16 protein-coding genes and 1 tRNA gene are annotated in these 22433 nt (G+C 34.6%); 15 read left to right on the top strand and 2 right to left on the bottom strand.

Features of this window, described 5'->3' with window-relative positions; translation table 11 throughout:
- Positions 1 to 18 precede the first annotated feature (18 nt).
- Positions 19 to 1467: a tRNA (N6-isopentenyl adenosine(37)-C2)-methylthiotransferase MiaB gene (gene miaB, locus J8H85_RS04805; protein ID WP_209653190.1), complete on the bottom strand. Its 1449-nt coding sequence runs from the start codon at positions 1465 to 1467 to the stop codon at positions 19 to 21.
- Between the two features lie 153 nt (positions 1468 to 1620).
- On the opposite strand from miaB, the gene J8H85_RS04810 reads away from it, so the two are divergent.
- From J8H85_RS04810 to J8H85_RS04845, 8 genes are all read left to right on the top strand, one after another.
- Entirely contained in the window at positions 1621 to 2406 is a 786-nt protein-coding gene (locus J8H85_RS04810; RefSeq protein WP_209653192.1) for a hypothetical protein, read from the top strand.
- A gap of 138 nt (positions 2407 to 2544) precedes the next feature.
- Entirely contained in the window at positions 2545 to 5034 is a 2490-nt protein-coding gene (gene topA / locus J8H85_RS04815) for a type I DNA topoisomerase (RefSeq protein ID WP_209653194.1), read from the top strand.
- Between the two features lie 169 nt (positions 5035 to 5203).
- Positions 5204 to 6370, top strand: a complete 1167-nt coding sequence (locus tag J8H85_RS04820) for a formimidoylglutamase (protein WP_209653196.1) — start codon at positions 5204 to 5206, stop codon at positions 6368 to 6370.
- A gap of 161 nt (positions 6371 to 6531) precedes the next feature.
- Positions 6532 to 7890, top strand: a complete 1359-nt coding sequence (porK, locus tag J8H85_RS04825) for a T9SS ring complex lipoprotein PorK/GldK (protein WP_209653396.1) — start codon at positions 6532 to 6534, stop codon at positions 7888 to 7890.
- Between the two features lie 96 nt (positions 7891 to 7986).
- Complete coding sequence (porL, locus tag J8H85_RS04830; protein WP_209653198.1) at positions 7987 to 8625, top strand: type IX secretion system motor protein PorL/GldL; 639 nt, start codon at positions 7987 to 7989, stop codon at positions 8623 to 8625.
- 49 nt (positions 8626 to 8674) lie between these two features.
- On the top strand, positions 8675 to 10237 hold the full coding sequence (gene porM / locus J8H85_RS04835) for a type IX secretion system motor protein PorM/GldM (protein WP_209653200.1): 1563 nt from the start codon (positions 8675 to 8677) through the stop codon (positions 10235 to 10237).
- Between the two features lie 152 nt (positions 10238 to 10389).
- Positions 10390 to 11280 carry a type IX secretion system ring subunit PorN/GldN gene (gene porN / locus J8H85_RS04840; protein ID WP_209653202.1) on the top strand — a complete coding sequence of 297 codons (891 nt, stop codon included), beginning with the start codon at positions 10390 to 10392 and terminating at the stop codon, positions 11278 to 11280.
- A gap of 139 nt (positions 11281 to 11419) precedes the next feature.
- Positions 11420 to 12463 carry an NAD(P)/FAD-dependent oxidoreductase gene (locus J8H85_RS04845; protein WP_209653398.1) on the top strand — a complete coding sequence of 348 codons (1044 nt, stop codon included), beginning with the start codon at positions 11420 to 11422 and terminating at the stop codon, positions 12461 to 12463.
- Positions 12464 to 12553: 90 nt separating this feature from the next.
- Here J8H85_RS04845 and J8H85_RS04850 read toward each other — a convergent pair whose 3' ends face one another.
- Positions 12554 to 12946: a DUF983 domain-containing protein gene (locus J8H85_RS04850; RefSeq protein ID WP_209653204.1), complete on the bottom strand. Its 393-nt coding sequence runs from the start codon at positions 12944 to 12946 to the stop codon at positions 12554 to 12556.
- Positions 12947 to 13032: 86 nt separating this feature from the next.
- Between J8H85_RS04850 and J8H85_RS04855 the strand changes: the two genes are divergently transcribed.
- The 7 genes from J8H85_RS04855 (at position 13033) to J8H85_RS04885 (ending at position 22073) form a co-directional block, all read left to right on the top strand.
- Positions 13033 to 14943 (top strand): ABC-F family ATP-binding cassette domain-containing protein, encoded by a 1911-nt coding sequence (locus tag J8H85_RS04855; protein WP_209653206.1) that lies wholly within the window; start codon positions 13033 to 13035, stop codon positions 14941 to 14943.
- 72 nt (positions 14944 to 15015) lie between these two features.
- A complete protein-coding gene (locus J8H85_RS04860) occupies positions 15016 to 16143 on the top strand; it encodes an efflux RND transporter periplasmic adaptor subunit (RefSeq protein WP_209653208.1) in 1128 nt (375 codons plus the stop codon).
- Positions 16140 to 19337 (top strand): efflux RND transporter permease subunit, encoded by a 3198-nt coding sequence (locus tag J8H85_RS04865; RefSeq protein ID WP_209653210.1) that lies wholly within the window; start codon positions 16140 to 16142, stop codon positions 19335 to 19337. The genes J8H85_RS04860 and J8H85_RS04865 overlap by 4 nt, the downstream gene beginning before the upstream one ends.
- Positions 19327 to 20646, top strand: a complete 1320-nt coding sequence (locus J8H85_RS04870; RefSeq protein WP_209653212.1) for a TolC family protein — start codon at positions 19327 to 19329, stop codon at positions 20644 to 20646. Before J8H85_RS04865 ends, J8H85_RS04870 begins: the two co-directional genes overlap by 11 nt.
- 158 nt (positions 20647 to 20804) lie before the next feature.
- A complete protein-coding gene (locus tag J8H85_RS04875; protein ID WP_209653214.1) occupies positions 20805 to 21629 on the top strand; it encodes a leucine-rich repeat domain-containing protein in 825 nt (274 codons plus the stop codon).
- Positions 21630 to 21697: 68 nt separating this feature from the next.
- A complete protein-coding gene (locus J8H85_RS04880) occupies positions 21698 to 21880 on the top strand; it encodes a CPXCG motif-containing cysteine-rich protein (protein ID WP_209653216.1) in 183 nt (60 codons plus the stop codon).
- 120 nt (positions 21881 to 22000) lie between these two features.
- A tRNA-Met gene (locus tag J8H85_RS04885) sits at positions 22001 to 22073 on the top strand.
- Positions 22074 to 22433 lie beyond the last annotated feature (360 nt).

Genomic DNA, 22433 nt, shown 5'->3' on the forward strand with positions numbered 1-22433 from the left:
CTTAATCATTGTTAATTTTCAATTGTTAATTGAATACCCAATCGCTTCACCAATAAGTGTGGCACTGGTGCAATCGGTAACTTGTACGTTTACAAAATCGCCAATTTTATAGTTGCCTTTTGGGAAAACCGTTACTAAACTATGTTGGGTTCTTCCAGACCAATGTTCGCTGGATTTTTTAGATTCTTTTTCAATAAGCACTTCTACAACCGTGTTTAAGTTTTGTCGGGTTCTGAAGCCGCTGTGCTTTTGTTGAAGCTCAACCATTTCAGCAAGTCTTCGTTTTTTGGTTTCTTCAGGAACATCATCCTCCATTTTACGTTCTGCCAACGTTCCTGGGCGTTCAGAATAGGTGAACATATAACCAAAATCGTATTTTACATAGTCCATTAACGATATGGTGTCTTGAAAATCGGCTTCCGTTTCAGTAGGGAAACCAACAATCATATCTTGACTGATAGCGCAATCTGGAATAACACGTTTGATATTATCAATCAACTGCATGTATTCTTCACGCGTGTGCAAACGGTTCATTTCTTTTAAAATACGGTCGCTTCCACTTTGTACCGGTAAATGGATATGATTGCAAATGTTAGGATGTTTTGCCATGGTTTCAACCACATCCATCGTTAAATCTTGAGGGTTGGAGGTTGAAAAGCGAATACGCATTTTAGGTTGTGCCTTGGCGCAGATATCTAATAGGTTGGAGAAATTAACGGCTGTTGCTCTTTGTAAATCGGAAGCTTTTTCAAAATCCTTTTTCAAACCACCACCATACCAAAGGTAACTATCAACGTTCTGACCCAAAAGGGTAACTTCTTTATAACCTCTGCTCCATAAATCGTTAATCTCTTCAATAATACTTTGTGGGTCTCTACTGCGTTCGCGTCCGCGGGTAAAAGGCACCACGCAAAACGTACACATATTATCGCACCCACGTGTAATAGAGACAAAAGCGGTAACACCATTGCTGTTTAAACGTACGGGAGAAATATCACCATAGGTTTCTTCCTTTGAAAGGATGACGTTGATGGCATCGTGACCTTCGTCAACTTCGGCTAAAAGGTTTGGTAAATCTTTATAGGCATCGGGTCCAACCACCAAATCAACTATTTTTTCTTCTTCTAAAAATTTGGTTTTCAGTCGTTCAGCCATACAGCCTAAAACACCAACTTTCATGGATGGATTGTGGTCGCGCTTTACGGCATTATATTTTTCTAAACGTTTACGAACGGTTTGTTCTGCTTTATCACGAATAGAGCAGGTGTTTACCAAGACTAAATCGGCATCTTCTAAATTTTGGGTGGTGTTAAAACCTTGATCCGCTAAAATGGAAGCAACAATTTCGCTGTCGCTAAAATTCATAGCGCACCCATAACTTTCAATAAAAAGTTTGCGTTTGTTACCTTCTTTCTGTTCAATAACTAAAGTTTCCCCTTGTTTATTTTCGTCTATTATCTTTTCCATAGTTTGCTGTAAACACGTATTTTCAATAAGCATGCAAAGATACAATATATTTATGTTTTGTGACAAAGTGTCATATTTAAAAATTTATTAAATTTTGAAAATATGTAGGAATGTATTTCCTTTGATGGAAAACTAACCAATACTTAAAACCGAATGAATGCAATTAATAGTCTATTAGATAAAATAGAAAAGGCGAAAGCTTTAGATTTTGGAACCATTTTTAATCAATCCATAGAATTGTTCAAAAAAGTGTGGGTACAAGGTTTGGTTATGTTGTTGTTGATCATGCTTTTAATGGTGCCTTTTTATTTAATTATGTATTTGCCAATGCTTGGAATGGGGTTGATTGACCCACAATCATTTCAAAATATGGAAAATATGCAGGATTTTACACCGTTATTGATGATACCATTTATCATATTTGCACTTCTGTTCTCATTTTTTGCCATGGTTATTGGTCTTGGTATGAAAGCCTCCTTTTATAGAATCTGTAAGTTGAAGGATTTAGAAGAAATGGGGGCTGATGATTATTTCTACTATTTAAAGAAACCGTATTTGGGCAAAGTTATAAAGTTGTCTCTAGCTACTTTCGGTATTTCGGTTGCCGCTATGTTGTTATGTTTCCTTCCTATAATATATGTGATGGTCCCTATAGCTTTAATGAATGCTATTTTTGCTTTCAATCCGGAATTATCAACATCTGAAATTGTAAAAGCAGCATTTAAGTTAGGAAATAAAAAATGGTTATTAACTTTTGGTTTAATGATTGTTTCTGGGTTTCTAGCGGGAATAGTGGGTATGTTAATGTGCTGTATAGGTATTTATGTTACAACATCATTTACATACTTGCCAATATATTTCATTTATAAAGAATCTGTTGGTTTTGATAAAAATGAAAGCAACGGCAATAAAGAAAGTTACGGAATGTCTTATGAATAAATCATGAAAATTTTGATAAAAAAAGCTGTGTTTTATTTAAAAATACGGCTTTTTTTATTTGAAAATAAAACAGATAATCCCTAAAATTAGGCAGATAAACTTTTTTTCATATACATTTGTATCTTCAAAAAATGAAGTATGGCGAAGAATTTAGTAATTGTAGAGTCACCTGCAAAGGCGAAAACTATCGAGAAATTTTTAGGAAAAGATTTTAAGGTAGAGTCTAGCTTTGGGCATATAGCAGACCTTCCATCAAAGGAATTGGGTGTGAATGTTGATGGTGATTTTAAACCAAAATATGAAGTTTCAAAAGATAAAAAAGCAGTTGTAAAAAAACTGAAAGACTTAGCTAAAAATGCCGATATGGTTTGGTTGGCAAGTGATGAGGACCGCGAGGGAGAAGCTATAGCGTGGCATTTGGCGGAAACTTTAAAATTGGATAAAGATAAAACGAAACGTATTGTTTTTCATGAAATTACTAAAACGGCCATTCAAAAAGCAATTGAAAACCCAAGGGGAATTGATTACGATTTGGTGGATGCGCAACAGGCACGCCGTGTGTTGGATAGAATTGTTGGGTATGAGCTTTCGCCCGTATTATGGCGTAAAGTAAAAGGAGGTTTATCGGCAGGTCGTGTACAATCGGTTTCAGTTAGATTGATTGTAGAGCGCGAACGCGAAATTCAAAACTTTACGGCAGAAGCATCTTATAGAATTGATGCTGAGTTTTCAAATGAAGAAGGGCAAACCTTTAAGGCAAAGTTACCTAAAACCTTTTCAACCAAAGAAGAAGCACAAAAGTTTTTAGAAAAGAATGCTACGGCTACTTTTAAGGTTTCAGATCTAGAGAAAAAGCCAGCTAAAAAATCGCCAGCAGCTCCTTTCACCACTTCAACATTACAGCAAGAAGCATCTCGTAAGCTTTATTTTTCGGTAAGTAAAACCATGACGATGGCACAACGCCTATACGAAGCGGGTTTAATTACATACATGAGAACCGATAGTGTAAATTTATCGGATGAAGCCAAAAAAGGCGCTAAAGCAGAAATTGAAAGTGCCTATGGTTCAAAATATAGCAAAACTAGAAATTATACAGGAAAATCTAAAGGGGCTCAAGAGGCGCATGAGGCGATACGTCCTACTGATTTTGCAGTGCATTCGGTAGATATTGATAGAGATCAAGCTCGTTTGTACGATTTAATTTGGAAACGTGCCATTGCATCACAAATGAGTGAGGCAGAGTTGGAACGTACCAACGTAAAGATTGCAGCATCAACCCATAATGAAACTTTTACAGCTAATGGAGAAGTTATCACGTTTGATGGGTTTTTAAAAGTTTATTTAGAAAGTACCGATGATGAAGATGTAGAGCAAGAAGGTATGCTTCCAGCAATGAGAACCAACGAAACCTTGCTTAATAACTACATAACAGCTACCGAGCGTTACACGCGTCCGCCTTACAGATACACCGAGGCTTCTTTGGTAAAGCAATTGGAAGAATTGGGTATAGGGCGTCCGTCAACTTACGCGCCAACTATTTCAACCATTCAACAAAGAAATTATGTTGAAAAAGGAACGGTTGAAGGTGTGGAGCGTGAGTACACACAGCTTACGCTTAAAAAAGGTGTGGTAAAAGACAAAACACTTACCGAAAAGGTTGGATCGGATAAAGGGAAATTGGTTCCAACGGACATCGGAATGATTGTTACCGACTTTTTGGTGAATCATTTCGAACATATTTTAGATTACAATTTCACAGCGAAAGTTGAAGAAGACTTCGATAACATTGCTGAAGGAAAAGAAGATTGGACTAAAATGATGAAAGCGTTTTATAAAGACTTCCATCCACAGGTTGAAGACGTTCAAGAGAATGCAGATAGGGAATCGGGTGAACGTGTTTTAGGAACCGACCCCAAAACAGGTAAACAAGTAAGTGTACGTTTGGGTAAATTTGGGCCTATGGTGCAAATTGGAACACCTGATGATGAAGAAAAACCTCAGTTCGCGAGCTTAAGTCCAGATCAGCAATTAAATACTATTACTTATGAAGAAGCGATGGATTTATTTCAACTACCTAAAAATCTTGGTACCTATAAAGGTGAAGAAGTTGAGGTAAATAACGGGCGTTTTGGACCTTATGTTAAGTTTGGTGATGCTTTTGTTTCGCTTCCAAAAGGCGTAGATCCCTTAAGTGTGGAGTTGGATGATGCCATTGTTTTAATTAAAGAAAAAGAGGAGGCAGATGCCCCAATTTATACCTATAAAAAATTACCCGTTCAAAAAGGAAAAGGTCGTTTTGGGCCCTTTATCAAATGGAACAATATGTTCATTAACGTGAACAGTAAATACGATTGGGACAACTTATCAGATAAAGATATCGTGGAACTTATCGAGACCAAAATTCAAAAAGAGATAGATAAGGTTATCCATAATTGGGAAGAAGAAGGCATTCGTGTTGAAAAAGCCCGTTGGGGAAGACACAATGTACTGAAAGGGAAAATAAAAGTGGAGTTGGATAAATCGGTTGATGTATCAAAAATGACTTTAGAAGAAGCCAAAGCCTTAATTGAAGCCAAAGCGCCCAAGAAAAAAACAGTTAAAAAGAAATCTACTGCCAAGAAAAAATAAATTTTCAGTAGGATTAAATAAAAGATAAAAAGCAGCATCTTAAATTGTTGAATTTTAATTTTTTGTAGATTATTTTTACGTTAACCACATGTAATAAGTCGCTATTTCTTATCATATTTGTATGAAAGCTAATAGAGAAAAACTTTTAATACAAAACAGTATATTTTAAATGAACTTTAATTTTCTTTCACCTGTTTCAGATGTGGTTTTGGCTCATAACGAATTACTTTCTTTACAAGCACTGGGTAGAAAAATTAGGATTCATTCTGCACAAAAAGGAATTCCAGATTTAGAAGGCGTTCAAATTGCCATGCTTGGCGTTCTTGAAAACAGAAATGATGTTAATTATATAGGAGAGGAGTTTCAATTAAATGAAATTCGTAAGGCATTTTATGGTCTTTTCCCAGGGAGTTGGCATACTACCATTGCCGATTTAGGGAACATCAATAAAGGAGAAAGTGTAGAAGATACCTACTTTGCGTTAAAAACCACCATTGCTATTTTAATTAAAAAAAATATCATACCTATTATATTAGGAGGTACCCAAGATCTTACTTACCCCAATTACAGGGCTTACGATACCATTATGCCCATGGTGAATATTGTTAATGTAGATTGTAAGTTTGATTTGGGAGATTCTAGCAAGCCCATAAAAAACGACAGTTTCGTAGGTAAAATAATTTTAGACCAACCCTATAATCTGTTTAATTATGCCACTATAGGCTATCAAACCTATTTCAATTCGCAGGAAGAAAAGGATCTAATGGATAGCCTTTATTTTGAATCTTATAGATTGGGAGATGTGTCAAAAGATATTACCATTACAGAACCTGTAATGCGAGATGCTAATATTGTAAGTATAGATTTAAGTTCGGTAAAGGCTTCTGAGGTTAGTTTAAATCAAAAGTTTTCCCCTAACGGATTAACGGGCAAAGAAATATGTGCCATCTCTCGTTATGCCGGCATCAGTAATAAAGTAAGTTCTTTCGGTATTTATGAGTATAAACCATCAAAAGATGACGATATTACTTCCATGCTTATTTCCCAAATGCTTTGGTACTTTATAGAAGGTGTAAATTATAGAGTGAAAGATGATGATTTTACCGATGATAGCAGTTACCAAAAGTACATAACATTGGTAGAATCTCAGGAATTGGTGTTTTATAAAAGCAATAAAACTGGCAGATGGTGGATTGAAATACCTTTTTTATCAGAAATTAATAATAAATTGAAGAGACACACGTTATTACCTTGCATGCATCAAGATTATCTAGATGCATGTGCTAATAAGGTGCCAGACCGCTGGTATAAAGCGTTTCAAAAGAATTGTGTTTAGTACTGAATAATAGGCAAAGAGTACATTTCATCGGTAAAATGCTATTTTTTTACGATGAAGCGTATTTTTTTCGTAAAAAAAGTTGTTTATTAAAAAATATATAAATAAGTTTACGCTCTCAAAATAAAGCTTAAATAATTAACCTCGAGTTTTCTATGGATATGAAGAAGTTTGTATTATTAACCGCAGTAATGACAATACTTGCAAGTTGTGGCTCTAACGATAAGGGCGAACTTGTAGGTGATAAAGGAAAAAGTTGGCACCCAGAAAAGCCTTACGGAATGGAACTTATTCCAGGAGGTTCATTTATAATGGGTAAAGGTGATGATGATTTGGCGGGTGTCCAAGATGCCCCAGCTAAAACAGCAACAGTTAGAGCCTTTTATATGGACGCAACTGAAATAACCAATAGCGAATATCGTGAATTTGTTAATTGGGTTAGGGATTCTATATTAAGATACAAGTTAGCTGTTTTGGCTGACGAAGTAGGTAAGGTACCAGATGATGGAGGTATTGGTGAATATGCATTTAAAGATGCTGATACAGCTAATATGTCTGTGTATGAAAAATATATGTTCGAAAACTATACGGGATTAGGACCTACTGGTTACGAAGGAAGAAAAATTAATAACAAGGTTAAATTAATTTTTGATACTTCAAAATATCCAGATGAGTATTATACCGAAGTGATGGATACTATGTACTTACCATTAGAGGATTCTTACAATGGACAACGTACTTGGGATGTTAAAAAGTTCAAGTTTCAGTATAGCCATATGGATATACAAGAAGCTGCAAGAAATAGAGGTATCAAACGTAGAGATGCTATAGTGAAAGAAGAAATTGAAGTATATCCAGATACAGCAGTATGGATAAGAGACTTTTCATATTCTTATAATGAACCTATGCACAACGATTACTTTTGGCATGATGCATATAGTGAATATCCAGTAGTAGGAGTTACCTGGAAACAAGCTAAGGCATTTTGTGAATGGAGAACTATTAAGAAAAATTCATACCAAAAATCAAGAAAAGCAGCTATGGTAAACACATTCAGATTGCCATCGGAAGCTGAGTGGGAATATGCCGCAAGAGGAGGTCTTCAAGCAGCAACTTATCCATGGGGAGGTCCTTACACAAAAAGTGATAGAGGTTGTTTTATGGCAAACTTTAAGCCTGTAAGAGGTGATTACGCTGCAGACCAAGCATTATATACAGTAGAAGCTAAGTCTTACGAGCCTAACGATTACAACTTGTTTAATATGGCTGGAAACGTAGCGGAATGGGTAAATGCTTCATATGATCCATCGTCTTACGAATATACATCAACCATTAACCCTAGTGTTAATGATAAAAACAACCAACGTAAAATTGTTAGAGGTGGTTCTTGGAAAGACGTAGCTTACTTTTTACAAGTAAGTTCAAGAGATTATGAATATGCAGATTCTGCAAGAAGTTACATTGGTTTTAGAACAGTTCAAGATTACATGGGGACACAAGCAACTGGTAATAAAAAATAAAACGAATAAAATTTAATCAAATCAAATCAATAATAAATTTAACCTATTAATTAACCTACTTAAGTATTATTTACTTAAAATTAAAAATCGAAAATTATGGCACAGTCAAAAGCAAGTAAGAAGTTTATGAACATGGCTTACGGATTAGGAGCGGCAATTGTAATTGTTGGAGCACTATTCAAAATTATTCACTTTGAAATTGGACCTTTAACAGGTAACTTTATGTTAACACTTGGTCTTGTAACAGAGGCAATTATCTTCGCATTATCTGCATTCGAACCAGTTGATAATGAATTAGATTGGTCTTTAGTATACCCGGAATTAGCAGGGGGAACAGCTAATAAAAAAGAGAAAAGCGAAACCCCAGAAGGTTTATTATCTAAAAAATTAGATGATTTATTAAAAGAAGCTAAAATTGATGGCGAATTAATCGCTAGTTTAGGAGAAAGCATCAAAAACTTTGAAGGGGCAGCAAAAAATATGTCATCTAGTGCAAATTCTATTGAAGCTTCAAAAAAATATGGTGAAGAATTATCATTGGCAGCAGCTCAAATGGAATCTTTAAACAGCTTATATAAAGTGCAATTAGAAAGTGCTAGTAAACAAGCAACAATTAATGAGGAGTCTGTTGAAAATGCAGCTAAATTAAAAGAACAAATGCAATCTTTAGCATCTAACTTATCATCATTAAATGGCGTATACGGCGGTATGTTGTCTGCTATGAACAAAAACTAATTAGGAGTTAATCCCAAATTTTAATAATTAACCAAAAACCTAATTAGATATGGCAGGAGGAAATTTATCACCCAGACAAAAAATGATTAATCTGATGTATTTAATATTTATAGCGATGCTAGCATTAAATATGTCTAAAGAAGTGCTTTCAGCATTCGGATTAATGAACGAAAAGCTTACCGAGTCTAATCAAGCAACTAGTGAAAGAAACTCGGCTTTCATGGCAAGTTTAGAACAAAAAGCGGAAGATCAACCGGAAAAATATGTGGATTTAAAATCTAAAGCAGCACAAATAGATGTTTTAGCAACTAAATTTGATTCCTACTTGGAAACTTTGAAAGGTAAAATGGTTGAAAAACTAGACGACCCTACAGATTATGAAGTAATGGATAAAGGCGATTACCTTGACGAAAACTTCTTTAAAGGCGATAAATTAAAACCTGAAGGGGAAGAGTTTTTAGCTCAAATAGCTGCTTATAGAGATGGTGTTGTTAAGATATTAGCTGGCGAGAAAGGGATGCAAAATGTTATTAAAGATGTTAAAGAAAAATTTAACACAGACAAAGTTACCAATAGAGATGGCATTAAGCAAGAATGGTTAAGTTATCACTACAAAGGATTTCCTTTGGTAGCATCATTAACTAAAATGACACAACTTCAGGCCGATATCAAAACAACAGAATCTGAAGTATTGTCAACTATGTTAGCAGGAGAACTTTCTAGCCAAGTTGCTATGACCAATTATACAACTTTAATGCAAACATCAAAATCTGCTTATTTTAATGGTGAGCAATTTGACGGACAAATTGTATTAGGTCGTACAGATGCATCTACAAAGCCTAGTAGAGTTGAGCTAACATTAGATGGAAGAAAACTTACTCAAGATAAAGATTTTACATTAGATGGTGGAAAAGTAATGTTGAAAGTTGGAACTGGAAGTGTTGGAGAACATAAAATAGAAGGAAGTTTATTCTTTTTAGAAGATGGTAAAGAAACTGCAGTACCTGTAAAATCTTCATTTGCTACGGTTGCAAAACCAAATGCTGCAACTATTTCAGCTGATAAAATGAATGTAGTATATCGTGGTGTACAAAACCCAATGACTATTTCCTTTGCTGGTATTGCAGATAATAATGTAAATGCATCAGCTCAAGGTTTAAGTAGAGTAAGTGGTAGTAAATACGTTATGGATGCTACAAGAATTCAAGGTAGAGAAGTAACTATTAATGTTACTGGTAAAATTGATGGACAAAGTGTAAGCGATAAAGCTACATTCAGAATTAAAGATTTACCAAAACCAACTGGTACTATTAGAGGTGAAGACGGTTCTGTAAAAATGCAACGTAATGCCCTTGAAATTTCAACTGTAGGAGCTAAATTTGATGATTTCGATTTCGAATTACCATTAAATGTAACTGGATTTAAATTCAAAGTACCTGGACAGCCAACCATCGATGTAAATGGTAGCAAACTAGATAGTAGAGCTAAATCCGCATTATTAAAAGCAAAACGTGGAGATGATGTTCAAATTTTTGATATTGAAGCTAAAGCCAGTGGCGTTAGTGTAATACTTAAAAAGGTATCTCCAATTATTATTGAGATTACTAATTAAGTACTAGTACCATAATTTGTTAATTCACTCATAATAATAAGAATATAAGTTAATTGGAATAATGTAACATCCTAATTGAATAAAGAAATTTGTTTTTAAATAACAATTAGGATGTTATATATAAGTATTGAAATAACAATAAAGATAAGCACATGAATTTAAAAAGTTTTTTATTAACCGTAACGGCTGTTTTTACAGTGTCAAGCATATTTGCTCAAGCTAATATACTAAACGCTAAAAGCCCTGAAGAAATTGGGGTAAGAACAGATGCGCAAAAAGCCTTAGATAACGACAAACCATTAGAATATGGTTATGTAGATGATAGGGATATTCTTTTCTCTAAAATGGTTTGGGAAAAGATTATTTTAGATGAACGTGCTAACTTTCCACTATATTACCCGGTAGATACGAATAATATTGGTAGTGAAAGACGTTGTTTGTATGATGTACTTATGAAGAACATTAAAAATGGTAAAATTAAAAACATTTATGATGACTCTTACTTCAAATCGAAACGTACTTTAAAAGATATAGAAGCTTCTTTAGTTAAAATTGATACTACAGAATATGGTATCGAACAATTAAATGCTGGAGAACAATTATCTGCAGAATATATCAATAGAAGAGATATCACTGCTGCCGATATTACAGAATATCATATTAAAGGGCTTTGGTATTTTGATAAGCGTCAAGCAGAAATGAAATACAGATTGTTAGGAATTGCTCCTGTAGCACCAGACGTTAACTTTATAGATTCTGATAGCCAGGATTTAGTAGAATTATTTTGGGTGTTTTTCCCAGATGCTAGAGGTGTGCTGCATGAAGCTAAATCATTTAATAACAAAAATAGTTCGATGCCATTTTCGTTCGATCATGTGTTAAATGCAAGACGTTTCCAAGCTTATATTTATAAAGAAGAAAATGTTCAGGGAGACAGAGCGGTTACAGAATATATTGCAGATAATGCTTTGATGCAATTGTTGGAGTCTGAGAGAATTAAAGAAAAAATTAGAGATTTTGAATTAGATATGTGGACATATTAATTTAAAACTCATTTATAATACCTAAAACACCTGCAAATTTTGTGGGTGTTTTTTTTGTAAAAAATCTTTATGATTTCTTAGGTTGAGAGCCATTTAAACCTAAAAATAAACTTCTAAATGTTCTTATATTTGCTGCATGATGCAAGTAGATTATATAGTAGTAGGAATTGGGTTGGCGGGTATTGGTTTTTGTGAGCAATTGCGGACTAACAATAAAACGTTTGTGGTTTTTGATAATGCATCGCAGCAATCATCAACCGTAGCTGGAGGTTTATACAATCCCGTGGTATTAAAACGTTTTACTCCAGTTTGGAAATGTAAGGAACAACTCGATTTAGCATTGCCTATGTATGCTAAATTGGAGACTGAATTAAAAGTGAAACTAGATTATAAAATTCCCGTTTACCGAAAATTTGCATCATTAGAAGAACAAAACGATTGGTTCACGGCTTCCGATAAACCCATACTTTCAGACTATTTATCACCCAAAATAATTAAAAACGAAAATCCAGCCATAGATGCGTCTTTTGGTTTTGGTGAGGTTTTAGAAACGGGACGCATAGATGTGAAGGCACTACTGGATGCTTATAAATCATATCTATTAAATAGTAATTTACTTTTTGAATCTGTTTTTGACTATGATGATTTAAAGGTTGAAATAAATAGTGTTCAATACGAAAATATAAATGCTAAATACATTGTGTTTGCTGAAGGTTTTGGGGTAAAACAAAATCCGTTTTTTAATCATTTGCCATTGGTGCCAGCAAAGGGAGAACTCCTAACCATACATGCGCCAAATTTAAAAATAGACTATGTTTTAAAGGCAGGCGTTTTTTTAATTCCGCTGGGAGATGATATGTATATTGTTGGAGCCACTTATGAATGGAAGGATTTGAGTGCCGAAGTTACAAATAGTGCCAAAGAAGAACTTGAAACCAAGCTTAGAAAGCTTATTAATTGCGAATTTGAAGTAGTAAATCAAGTGGCTGGTATTCGTCCTACGGTAAAAGATAGGCGTCCGTTGGTTGGTGCGCATCCAAAGCATAAAAACGTGTTTGTTTTAAATGGTTTAGGAACGCGTGGTGTTATGATTGGGCCTTATGTAGCACAACAACTTTATGATTTTATTGAAAAGAATGAACCTCTTGAAAAAGAGATTGATATTGCCCGTTTTTCCTATTAATTGGCTGATATTTTGATTTATGATTTACGATTTTAGAAGACCACCGTTGTTCCGTTTTTTTCAACTTTCGTAATTCGTAATTGTTAATTCTTAATTCAATTTCTCCTTAGCCAAGTTTTTATCGTAGTGCATAAAAAAGTTGATCCAAATATTTCGTGAAAGCCGCATAATGAAGGGCATGAATATGATTAAAGTGCCAACTATGGATATAAAAACAATATCAATACTTACCTTTAAAATAACAAACGAAATTACAAAAGCCGCTACGGCAAAGGCAATGCCCACCGCATAACTTACATACATGGCGCCATAAAAAAACGAGGGTTCAATCTTGTATTTTGTGCCGCAGTTACTACATGTTTCGTTCATGCTTAGCGCTTCGGAAAGAATGTATGGGTTCTTGTTTTTAAACATGGATTCTTCGTGACATTTCGGACAAGAACCTGTAAAAATACTATATAATTTAGAGCCTTTTTTAAACATATTATTTAATGTACTTTTGCATTCGCAATTACAGAACAAAAATAAGGTTTTAATAAGTAAGTTTCTGTAGCAAAAGTTACATTTCTATGATGAACATTCATAATTTATCGATTTCATTTCAAGGCGAATACTTGTTTGAAGATATTACTTTTAAACTGGTTAATGGCGATAGGGTTGGTCTTATTGGAAAAAATGGCGCAGGAAAATCGACCATGCTTAAAATTTTGTCGAAAGAAATGGAGCCGGATACGGGGCAGATAGCGGCAGATAAAGAACTTAAAATTGGTTTTTTAAAGCAGGATATTGATTTTATTTTAGGTAGAACGGTGCTTGAGGAAGCTTACGAAGCCTTTACCGAAATAAAGCAGCTGGAAGCTAAAATGGATGCGGTTAATACCCAAATGGCAGAACGTACCGATTATGAGAGTGAAGGTTACCACCAGTTGATGGTTGATATTAACGAACTTCAACACCAATACGAAATTTTGGGAGGTTACAATTACCAAGGCGATACCGAAAAAATTCTTCAAGGCTTAGGTTTTAAACGTGAAGATTTTAATAAACTAACCGATACGTTTTCTGGTGGATGGCGTATGCGTATTGAGTTGGCAAAATTACTGCTTCAAAATAATGATATACTATTGCTGGATGAGCCTACAAACCATTTGGATATTGAATCTATTATTTGGTTGGAAGGGTTTTTGAAAAATTATACGGGAGCTGTTGCCATTGTATCACATGATAAAATGTTTTTAGACAATGTAACCAACAGAACCATTGAAATTTCATTAGGTAGAATATACGATTATCCAAAACCGTATTCCAAATATTTGGTGTTGCGTGAAGAATTGAGAACACAACAATTAGCTTCTCAAAAAAACCAACAAAAACAAATAGAGCAAACCGAAAAGCTTATAGAAAAGTTTCGTGCCAAAGCATCAAAAGCAACCATGGCGCAATCGCTTATAAAGAAACTGGATAAGATTGATAGAATTGAAGTTGATGAGGATGACAATAGCGTGATGACGCTTAACTTTCCTGTTTCCATAACCCCTGGAAAAGTGGTGGTGGAAATGGAGAAAATATCTAAAAGTTATGGCAATAATCAAGTTTTGAAAAACGTGAGTTTATTGGTTGAACGCGATAGTAAAACGGCTTTTGTTGGACAAAACGGACAAGGTAAATCTACCTTGGCCAAAATAATGGTTGGCGATATAAAATACGAAGGACATTTAAAACTGGGGCATAACGTTCAAATTGGTTATTTCGCGCAAAACCAAGCGGAGTATTTAGATGGCAACAAAACGGTTTTAGATACCATGATAGACGCTGCCAACGAGACAAATAGAAGTAAAGTACGCGATATTTTAGGTTCGTTTTTGTTTAGAGGGGAAGAAGCTGAGAAATACGTACGTGTACTTTCTGGTGGCGAGCGTAACCGTTTGGCATTGGCAAAATTAATGCTGCAGCCATTTAATGTGCTGATAATGGATGAGCCTACCAACCATTTAGATATCAAATCTAAAAATGTGTTGAAAGACGCATTAAAAAAGTTTGAAGGTACGCTTATTTTAGTGTCGCACGACCGTGATTTTCTTCAAGGATTGACCAATAAGGTTTATGAATTTAAAGACCATAAACTAAAAGAATATTTAGGTGATATTGACTACTATTTAGAGCAACGCAATGTGGAAAGTTTACGCGAAGTTGAAAAACGGACCGTAGTTAAAGAAACGCCTAAGGAAAAGAAGCAACAATCTTACGACGACCAAAAGAAACTCAAATCGTTAAACAATAGATTAAGCAATATTGAAGCTGAAATCAATAAATTGGAACGCGATATAAAAAAGATTGATTTAGAGCTTGAAACCAATTATGAAGCGGTTACTTCTAAACCAAATTTCTTTGATAAATATCAAAAATTAAAATCCGATTTGCAAGACGCCATGGACAAATGGGAAGCCATACAATTGGAGATAGAGGTCTTTGAATCTTAAGTTTAAGGTTTTTTTAACTTTTCGAAAGTTCTTATTAGGTAAATTTACGCACACATCATCAAAATAAAGTAAATGCGTAAAATTACACTTTCTGTTATAGGAATTTTATTAATTATAGCTTCCTTTTTTTTGGCAAAATCATTAATTGCCAGTAAAAACAAACCCAAACCTGTTCTCGATAAAGTTATAAAAACAGTATTTACCGATACTGTTAAAAATGGGGAGGTTCAAATAAAAATCCCTGCAAATGGTAGTTTGGTAGCAAAGCGTCGCGTTGAAATTTATTCTGAAGTCCAAGGTGTTTTCAAAGCAGGAAATGTGCTTTTTAAACCCGGTCAAAAGTACAGTGTGGGGCAACCTTTAATCCGTATAGACGCCTCCGAGCATTATGCTAGTGTGCAATCTTCAAAAAGTAATTTATACAATTCCATTGCGGCAATTATGCCCGATTTAAGGCTCGATTTTCCTGAGGTTTATCAAAAATGGCAAAATTACCTGAATGCTTTCGATTTGAACAAAACGGCTCCCAAGTTGCCTGAAATGTCTTCTGAAAAGGAAAATTATTTCATTACGGGAAGAGGCATTGTTTCCAATTATTATAATTTGAAAAACTTAGAACAGCGCCTTTCAAAGTATATCATTAACGCTCCATTTCCGGGCATATTAACCGAAGCCTTGGTAACCGAAGGTACTTTGATTAGAAGCGGACAAAAACTAGGTGAGTTTATAGACCCTACCGATTACGAAATGGAGGTTGCCATAAGTAAAACATACGCCCATTTGTTAAAAGTTGGTGAAGATGTAGATTTAAGCAATTTGAATAAAACGGAAACCTACAAAGGCAAAATAGCCAGGGTAAATGGCAGTATAGACCAAACCACGCAAACCATAACCGCTTATATTGATGTTAAAGATGCTAGCTTAAAGGAAGGCATCTATTTGGAGGCCAATATAAATGGAGAAATTGTACAAAACGCCATTGAAATAGATAGAAACCTGTTATTGGAAGACCAGCAGGTTTTTGTGGTTAAAGATTGTACGTTAGATACCATGCCAGTAACGCCAGTTTATTTTTCTGAAACCAAAGTGGTTTTAAAAGATTTACCTGATGGTGTTATAATACTTAAAAAGCCGGTTCCTGGAGCCTATGCGGGTATGTTGGTAAAACCGTTTAAAGCTAAAGAAACTTCTAATCCATGAGAAAACTAATAGCGTATTTTATTAGGTATCACGTTGCGGTAAATATTTTTATTATTGCTTTCATTGCTTTTGGTATTATTGGGTTGTTGTCATTAAAATCATCCTTTTTTCCGCTAGTAGATTCTAAAATAATAACAGTAAGCATTAGCTATCCTGGTGCATCTCCCCAAGAAATTGAAGAAGGTATCGTACTTCAAATAGAAGATAACCTCAAAGGATTGAAAGGTGTAGATAGGGTGACTTCAGTATCGCGGGAAAATAGTGGGACTATTACCGTTGAAATCCAAAAAGGAGAAAATATTGATTTTATGCTTCTTGAGGTTAAAAATGCCGTAGATAGAGTGCCCTCTTTTCCAACGGGTATGGAGCCTTTAATTGTTGCGAAAAACGAAGAGGTTAGGGAAACCATCTCTTTTGCCGTTAACGGTAAAGGCATTCCTTTGGCAACGTTAAAACAAATAGCGAGGCAGGTTGAAAACGATTTGCGTGCCATTGAAGGCATCTCGCAAGTGGAAGTAACAGGTTTCGCAGATGAGGAAATTGAAATTGCAGTAAACGAGGTTAATTTATTGGCATATAATTTATCGTTTGATGAGGTAGCGCAAGCTGTGAGTCAATCTAATATTTTGGTAACAGGTGGAAACATTAAAACCGATGCGGAAGAATATTTAATTAGGGCCAATAACCGAAATTATTATGGTGATGAACTTTCAAATGTAGTTATTAAAGCTTCAAGTGAAGGTAAAGCCATAAGGTTAAAGGATGTGGCCATTGTACGCGACCGTTTTTCGGAAACACCCAATGCTACCTATTTTAACCAAGAACTTGCAGTAGATGTTTCAATTACCAGCACTAATAACGAGGATTTGGCGTCCTCAGCTGAAAAGGTAAAACTATACATTGAAGAGTATAATCAAAAGCATAATAATGTACATTTAGATGTGGTTAGGGATCGTTCAGTAACACTAAACCAGCGTACACAATTGCTAACAGAAAACGCCATAATGGGAATGTTATTGGTGTTGATTTTTTTATCCCTGTTTTTAAATACGCGTTTGGCCTTTTGGGTGGCTTTTGGTTTACCCATTTCATTTTTAGGAATGTTTGTATTTGCGGGTCAGTTTGATGTTACCATTAACATATTTTCGCTTTTTGGAATGATTATCGTTTTAGGTATTTTGGTTGATGACGGTATTGTTATTGGCGAAAATATTTATCAGCATTACGAAAAAGGAAAAACACCCATTCAAGCGGCTATAGATGGTACTATGGAGGTAATTCCTCCCGTGGTATCCGCCATTATAACTACCATATTAGCATTTTCACTGTTCTTTTTCTTGGAAAGTAGAATCGGGGAATTTTTTGGGGAAGTGGCCGTAATTGTAATTTTAACCTTGGCCATTTCGCTTGTTGAAGCACTTATTATTCTTCCTGCCCATTTAGCGCATTCCAAAGCATTGCGTAAGCCAGTAATAGAAGAGAATCCTTCCAAAATCAAGCAGTTTTTTGCTAAAATGAGGGAGATAAATAAATTGGGAGATCGAATTATGGTGTTTTTAAGGGATAAAGTGTACAGTCCTTTAATCTCTTTTGTTTTAGAATTTAAAATATTATCCCTAGGGATTTTTGTGGCGCTTTTGATATTAACATTTGGTTCTGTTGGCGGCGGCATTATAGGCATGACGTTATTTCCTTCTATTGCGAGCGATACGGTTTCTATTGAGTTGGAAATGCCTAACGGAACGAACGTTAAGGTTACGGATTCCATTATGTCAATGATAGAAGAAAAGTCTTTTATAGTGAATAAAGAGTTTACAAAAACCTATTTAGAAGGTACTGGTAAACAGCTTTTTGAAAATACTATCTTGACTTTAAACAGCAGTTCAAGTGCCACCTTAAGAATAAACTTATTGCCAGGGGAAGAACGCCCCGATGCTATAAATTCAAGTTTGGTAGCAAACCGATTACGGGAATTGGTGGGGCCTGTTATAGGTACCGAACGTTTAATATTTGGTTCTGGCGGTAATTTTGGTGGAAATCCAGTATCGGTTTCCTTGTTAAGTAATAATATATCTGAATTAAAAGCAGCGAAGCTTGAGTTGAAATCCGCATTGGAAACCAATCCGCTGTTAAAAGACGTTTCCGATAATGATCCTGCAGGTATCAAGGAAATTCGTTTGGAATTAAAAGAAAGTGCTTATTTATTGGGCTTAGATTTAAGAACCGTAATGAATCAAGTTCGAGCAGGATTTTTTGGTGTGCAGGCGCAACGTTTTCAAAGAGGTCAAGATGAAATTAGGATTTGGGTGCGTTACGATAGAAGCAATAGGGAGTCTATTAACGATTTAGACGATATGCGAATTGTAACACCATCAGGAGAAAGGGTTACTCTAAAAGATATTGCTGTTTATACCATTGAAAGAGGCGATGTTACTATCAACCATTTGGAAGGACAAAGGGAAATTCAAGTATCTGCCGATTTGAAAAACCCAAGTACAAGTGCTACCGATATTTTAGATGATATTAAGGCATCGGTGCTTCCTAAAATTCAATCAAAATACCCAACAATTTCAGCTTCCTTTGAAGGTCAAAATAGAGAAGCCACTAAATTGTCTAGATCTTTAAGAAATGCCGGAATACCTATATTGTTGCTCATATACATCACCATCGCATTTACTTTTAGAAGTTATAGTCAGCCTATTTTATTAATATTATTGGTGCCATTTAGTTTAACGGCGGTGGGTTGGGGACATTGGTTATTAGGATTTCCGGTTAATATTTTATCGTTATTAGGAATTATAGCTTTAGTAGGTATTATGGTAAACGACGGTTTGGTATTAATAGGCAAGTTTAATTCCAACTTAAAGGAAGGAATGGCTTTCGATAATGCACTTATGGATGCCGGTAAATCACGTTTTAGGGCCATATTTTTAACCTCATTAACAACCATTGCTGGTTTAGCACCGTTATTATTGGAAAAAAGCCGTCAGGCACAATTTTTAAAACCTATGGCTATTTCTGTTTCATTCGGTATTGCTTATGCCACCGTACTAACATTACTGCTTTTGCCTTTGTTTTTATCATTCAGTAACGATATTAAGAAAAACGTCAAGTGGTTAGTAACAGGAAAAGATGTCACTAAAGAAGAAGTAGAACGTGCTATTAAAGAACAAAAAGAAGAACATGAATCATAAGAATTTTCTTTTAATTGGGTTGTTTGTTGTTTCAAATGTTATGGCACAACAAAAAATAATAACACCAAATGAAGCGGTTTCATTGGCTTTAGAAAATAACTACGGAATAAAATTAGCAAACAATCAAATAGAAATTGCCAAAAACAATGTGAGTGTTCTAAACACGGGTTATTTACCAACGCTTACAGGAATCGCAGGTGCTTCCATTGATAAACAAGATACTGAGGGGCAGTTGGCAAACGGAGAGGTTAGAATTGCTGATGGCGCCGAAACAAGACGCTATAATGCCTCAATAAACTTGAATTATACCTTGTTTGATGGCATGGGGCGAAGCTATAATTACAAACAGCTAAAAGAGCGCTATCAATTAACCGAATTGGAAGCTAGGGAAACCATTGAGAATACCGTTTTTCAGTTATTTACGGTTTATTACACCGTGGCTCAATTAACAGAAAATACTGTGGCATTGGATGAAACCTTGGCCATAACTAAGGATCGATTGTTACGTGCACAATATCAGTTTGATTATGGACAAAGCACCAAATTAGCTGTTCTTAACGCCGAGGTGGATATTAATAATGACAGTATCAGTGTTATAAATACAAAACAACAATTAGTAAATGTTAAGCGCGATTTAAATGTTGTTTTGGGCGATGTTTTAACGGAAGATTTTAGTGTAGATACCCAAATAGATTTTGATGCACTGCTTAATAAAGAAGAACTTTTTCAAAAGGCAAAAACCAGAAATACAGCGCTTTTGCAAATTGAAAAGAACATAGCCATCAGCGGTTTAGATATAAAATCCGGAAAATCAGCTTTTTTGCCAACTATTGGTTTGGTAGGCTCTTACGGCTGGAATGAATCTACCAACAATAGCCCTTTGGCATTTACGCTACAAAGTACAAATTCTGGTGTTTCGGCAGGATTGAATTTGTCTTGGAATTTGTTTGATGGAGGCAGCACAATTACACGTGTAAAGAATGCTAAAATCAATTTAGAAAACCAGCAATTACAAAAAGAACAAGTGTTGTTAGCTGTAGAGCGTGATTTTAACAATGCATGGGACGATTATCAAAATAAATTGAACATTTATAAACTTCAAGAAGCTAATATTGTTACTTCACAAAACAATTTTGATCGTACCCAAGAAAAGTTTAAAATAGGGCAGGTAAATTCAATAGAATTTAGACAGGCACAATTAAACCTTCTTAATGCCGAATTGAGCAGAAACCAAGCAAAATACGATGCCAAATTAGCCGAATTACAATTATTGCAGTTAAGTGGCGAGCTTTTGAATGTTAAGTTTTAAGCTGTGTGTTTTTGAGATAACGTAAAGGGTGTTTATTTACACGTGTCGTTTGTCGAATTGTATTTGTTAAAAAAAAATGCATTTCAACGAATAAAATAGTTTTTTGTCTAATCTTGACCTAGATTCGTAATAGAATTAATCCCCAAATTTATTCGAACATGAAAACTATAAAATTAATAGCACTAACTTTTTTTATCACGGCATATTCATTTGCTAGTATTTCCCAAAGTGAAAAAGATGCCTTAATAGCCCTTTACGAAGCTACAAATGGTAGCGAGTGGAATTCAACATGGGATTTAAAAGCCCCTATTAAAACTTGGCATGGAGTTAAAGTTGAAAATGATAAAGTTGTTGAAATCAATCTTCAATTTAATAATCTTCAAGGTAGTTTGCCTCAAGAAATAGGAAACTTAGTTTATTTAAAGAAAATTAATTTAGGTTTCAATAAATTAGAAGGAACATTGCCTTCTTCAATAAAAAATTTAAAGGAATTAGTGTCTTTAGAATTGTTTATGAATAATTTTGAAGGCAATATACCTTCAGAGTTAGGAGAATTATCTAATCTACAGTCTTTAAAATTATACAGCAATAAGTTTGATGGAAGCATTCCAAAAGCATTAATGAGCTTAACAAATTTAAAAGAACTTTTACTGGGAAGTAATTATTTAACAGGAACTATTCCTAGCGATATTAGCGAATTGGCTAAGCTTGAAAAGTTAAGTTTGATGGACAACAAATTGGAGGGAGAGATACCTTCAGAAATAGCTCAATTAGCAAACTTAGAGGAATTGATATTATCTACAAACCAGCTTACTGGTAATTTGCCAATAGAGTTTATGAATTTAACGAAATTAAACACTATTATGGTTAGCGATAATAATTTAAACCAAGAATATGATAGTTTTTCTGGTAAAAATTTACCAGTGTTTTTGCAAATGGAATTGCAAAACTCTACCGCAATCTTGGATATAGAAAAAGATTAAACATTTCCTTATAAAAACAAAAACAGCCAACATACATTGTTGGCTGTTTTTGTTTTATATTTATGGGTATGTTAGAGCACTATTTTACTTGTCCGTATTGTTGGGAAGCTATTTCTATGATATTAGATAATTCGGTTTCTAAACAGGTTTATATTGAAGACTGCGAGGTTTGTTGTAACCCAATACAAGTTTCTGTTCAATTTTGTAATTCCGAATTAGTACATTTTCAGGTAGATAACATAGAGCAATAATTTTTTCTAATTTTATGCTTGCAGGAATTAAAAAGGATTGTATATTTGCAATCCGAAACAATTTGGTCGGCATTATGAACCGAAAGTTAAAAGCTAAGAAAATTGTTTAAGGTATTATATCGCGGGATAGAGCAGTAGGTAGCTCGTCGGGCTCATAACCCGAAGGTCACTGGTTCGAGTCCAGTTCCCGCTACTAGTAAATACAAGGCTTTTGAGAAATCGAGAGCCTTTTTTATTTTGCATAGTACAGAATAAGTACAGAATCATACTATTTAACTTAGATTTATTAGTATTTGATTTGTATTTGAAATGCAGTTTTTTTTATTTTAATGTTAAACGTTTCAACTTCGTAATGTCGAACTAACACCGTAATTAATTTTTGATAATCACTTTTGTTAGGCGTTATAAGTGGTAAAATTATTAATGTGTAAGTGAAATTGTATGGTGTTTGTGTTTTATTATTTCATCAGTATCTTTGGTAGTTTCCTAAAATGCTTAAAGTAATTTTTAAATTAAATTAAAGATTTTAATTTATTCTCCCCAGTCTCAATTC

The organism is Mariniflexile gromovii (genome assembly GCF_017814435.1).
Classification (GTDB): Bacteria; Bacteroidota; Bacteroidia; order Flavobacteriales; family Flavobacteriaceae; genus Mariniflexile; species Mariniflexile gromovii.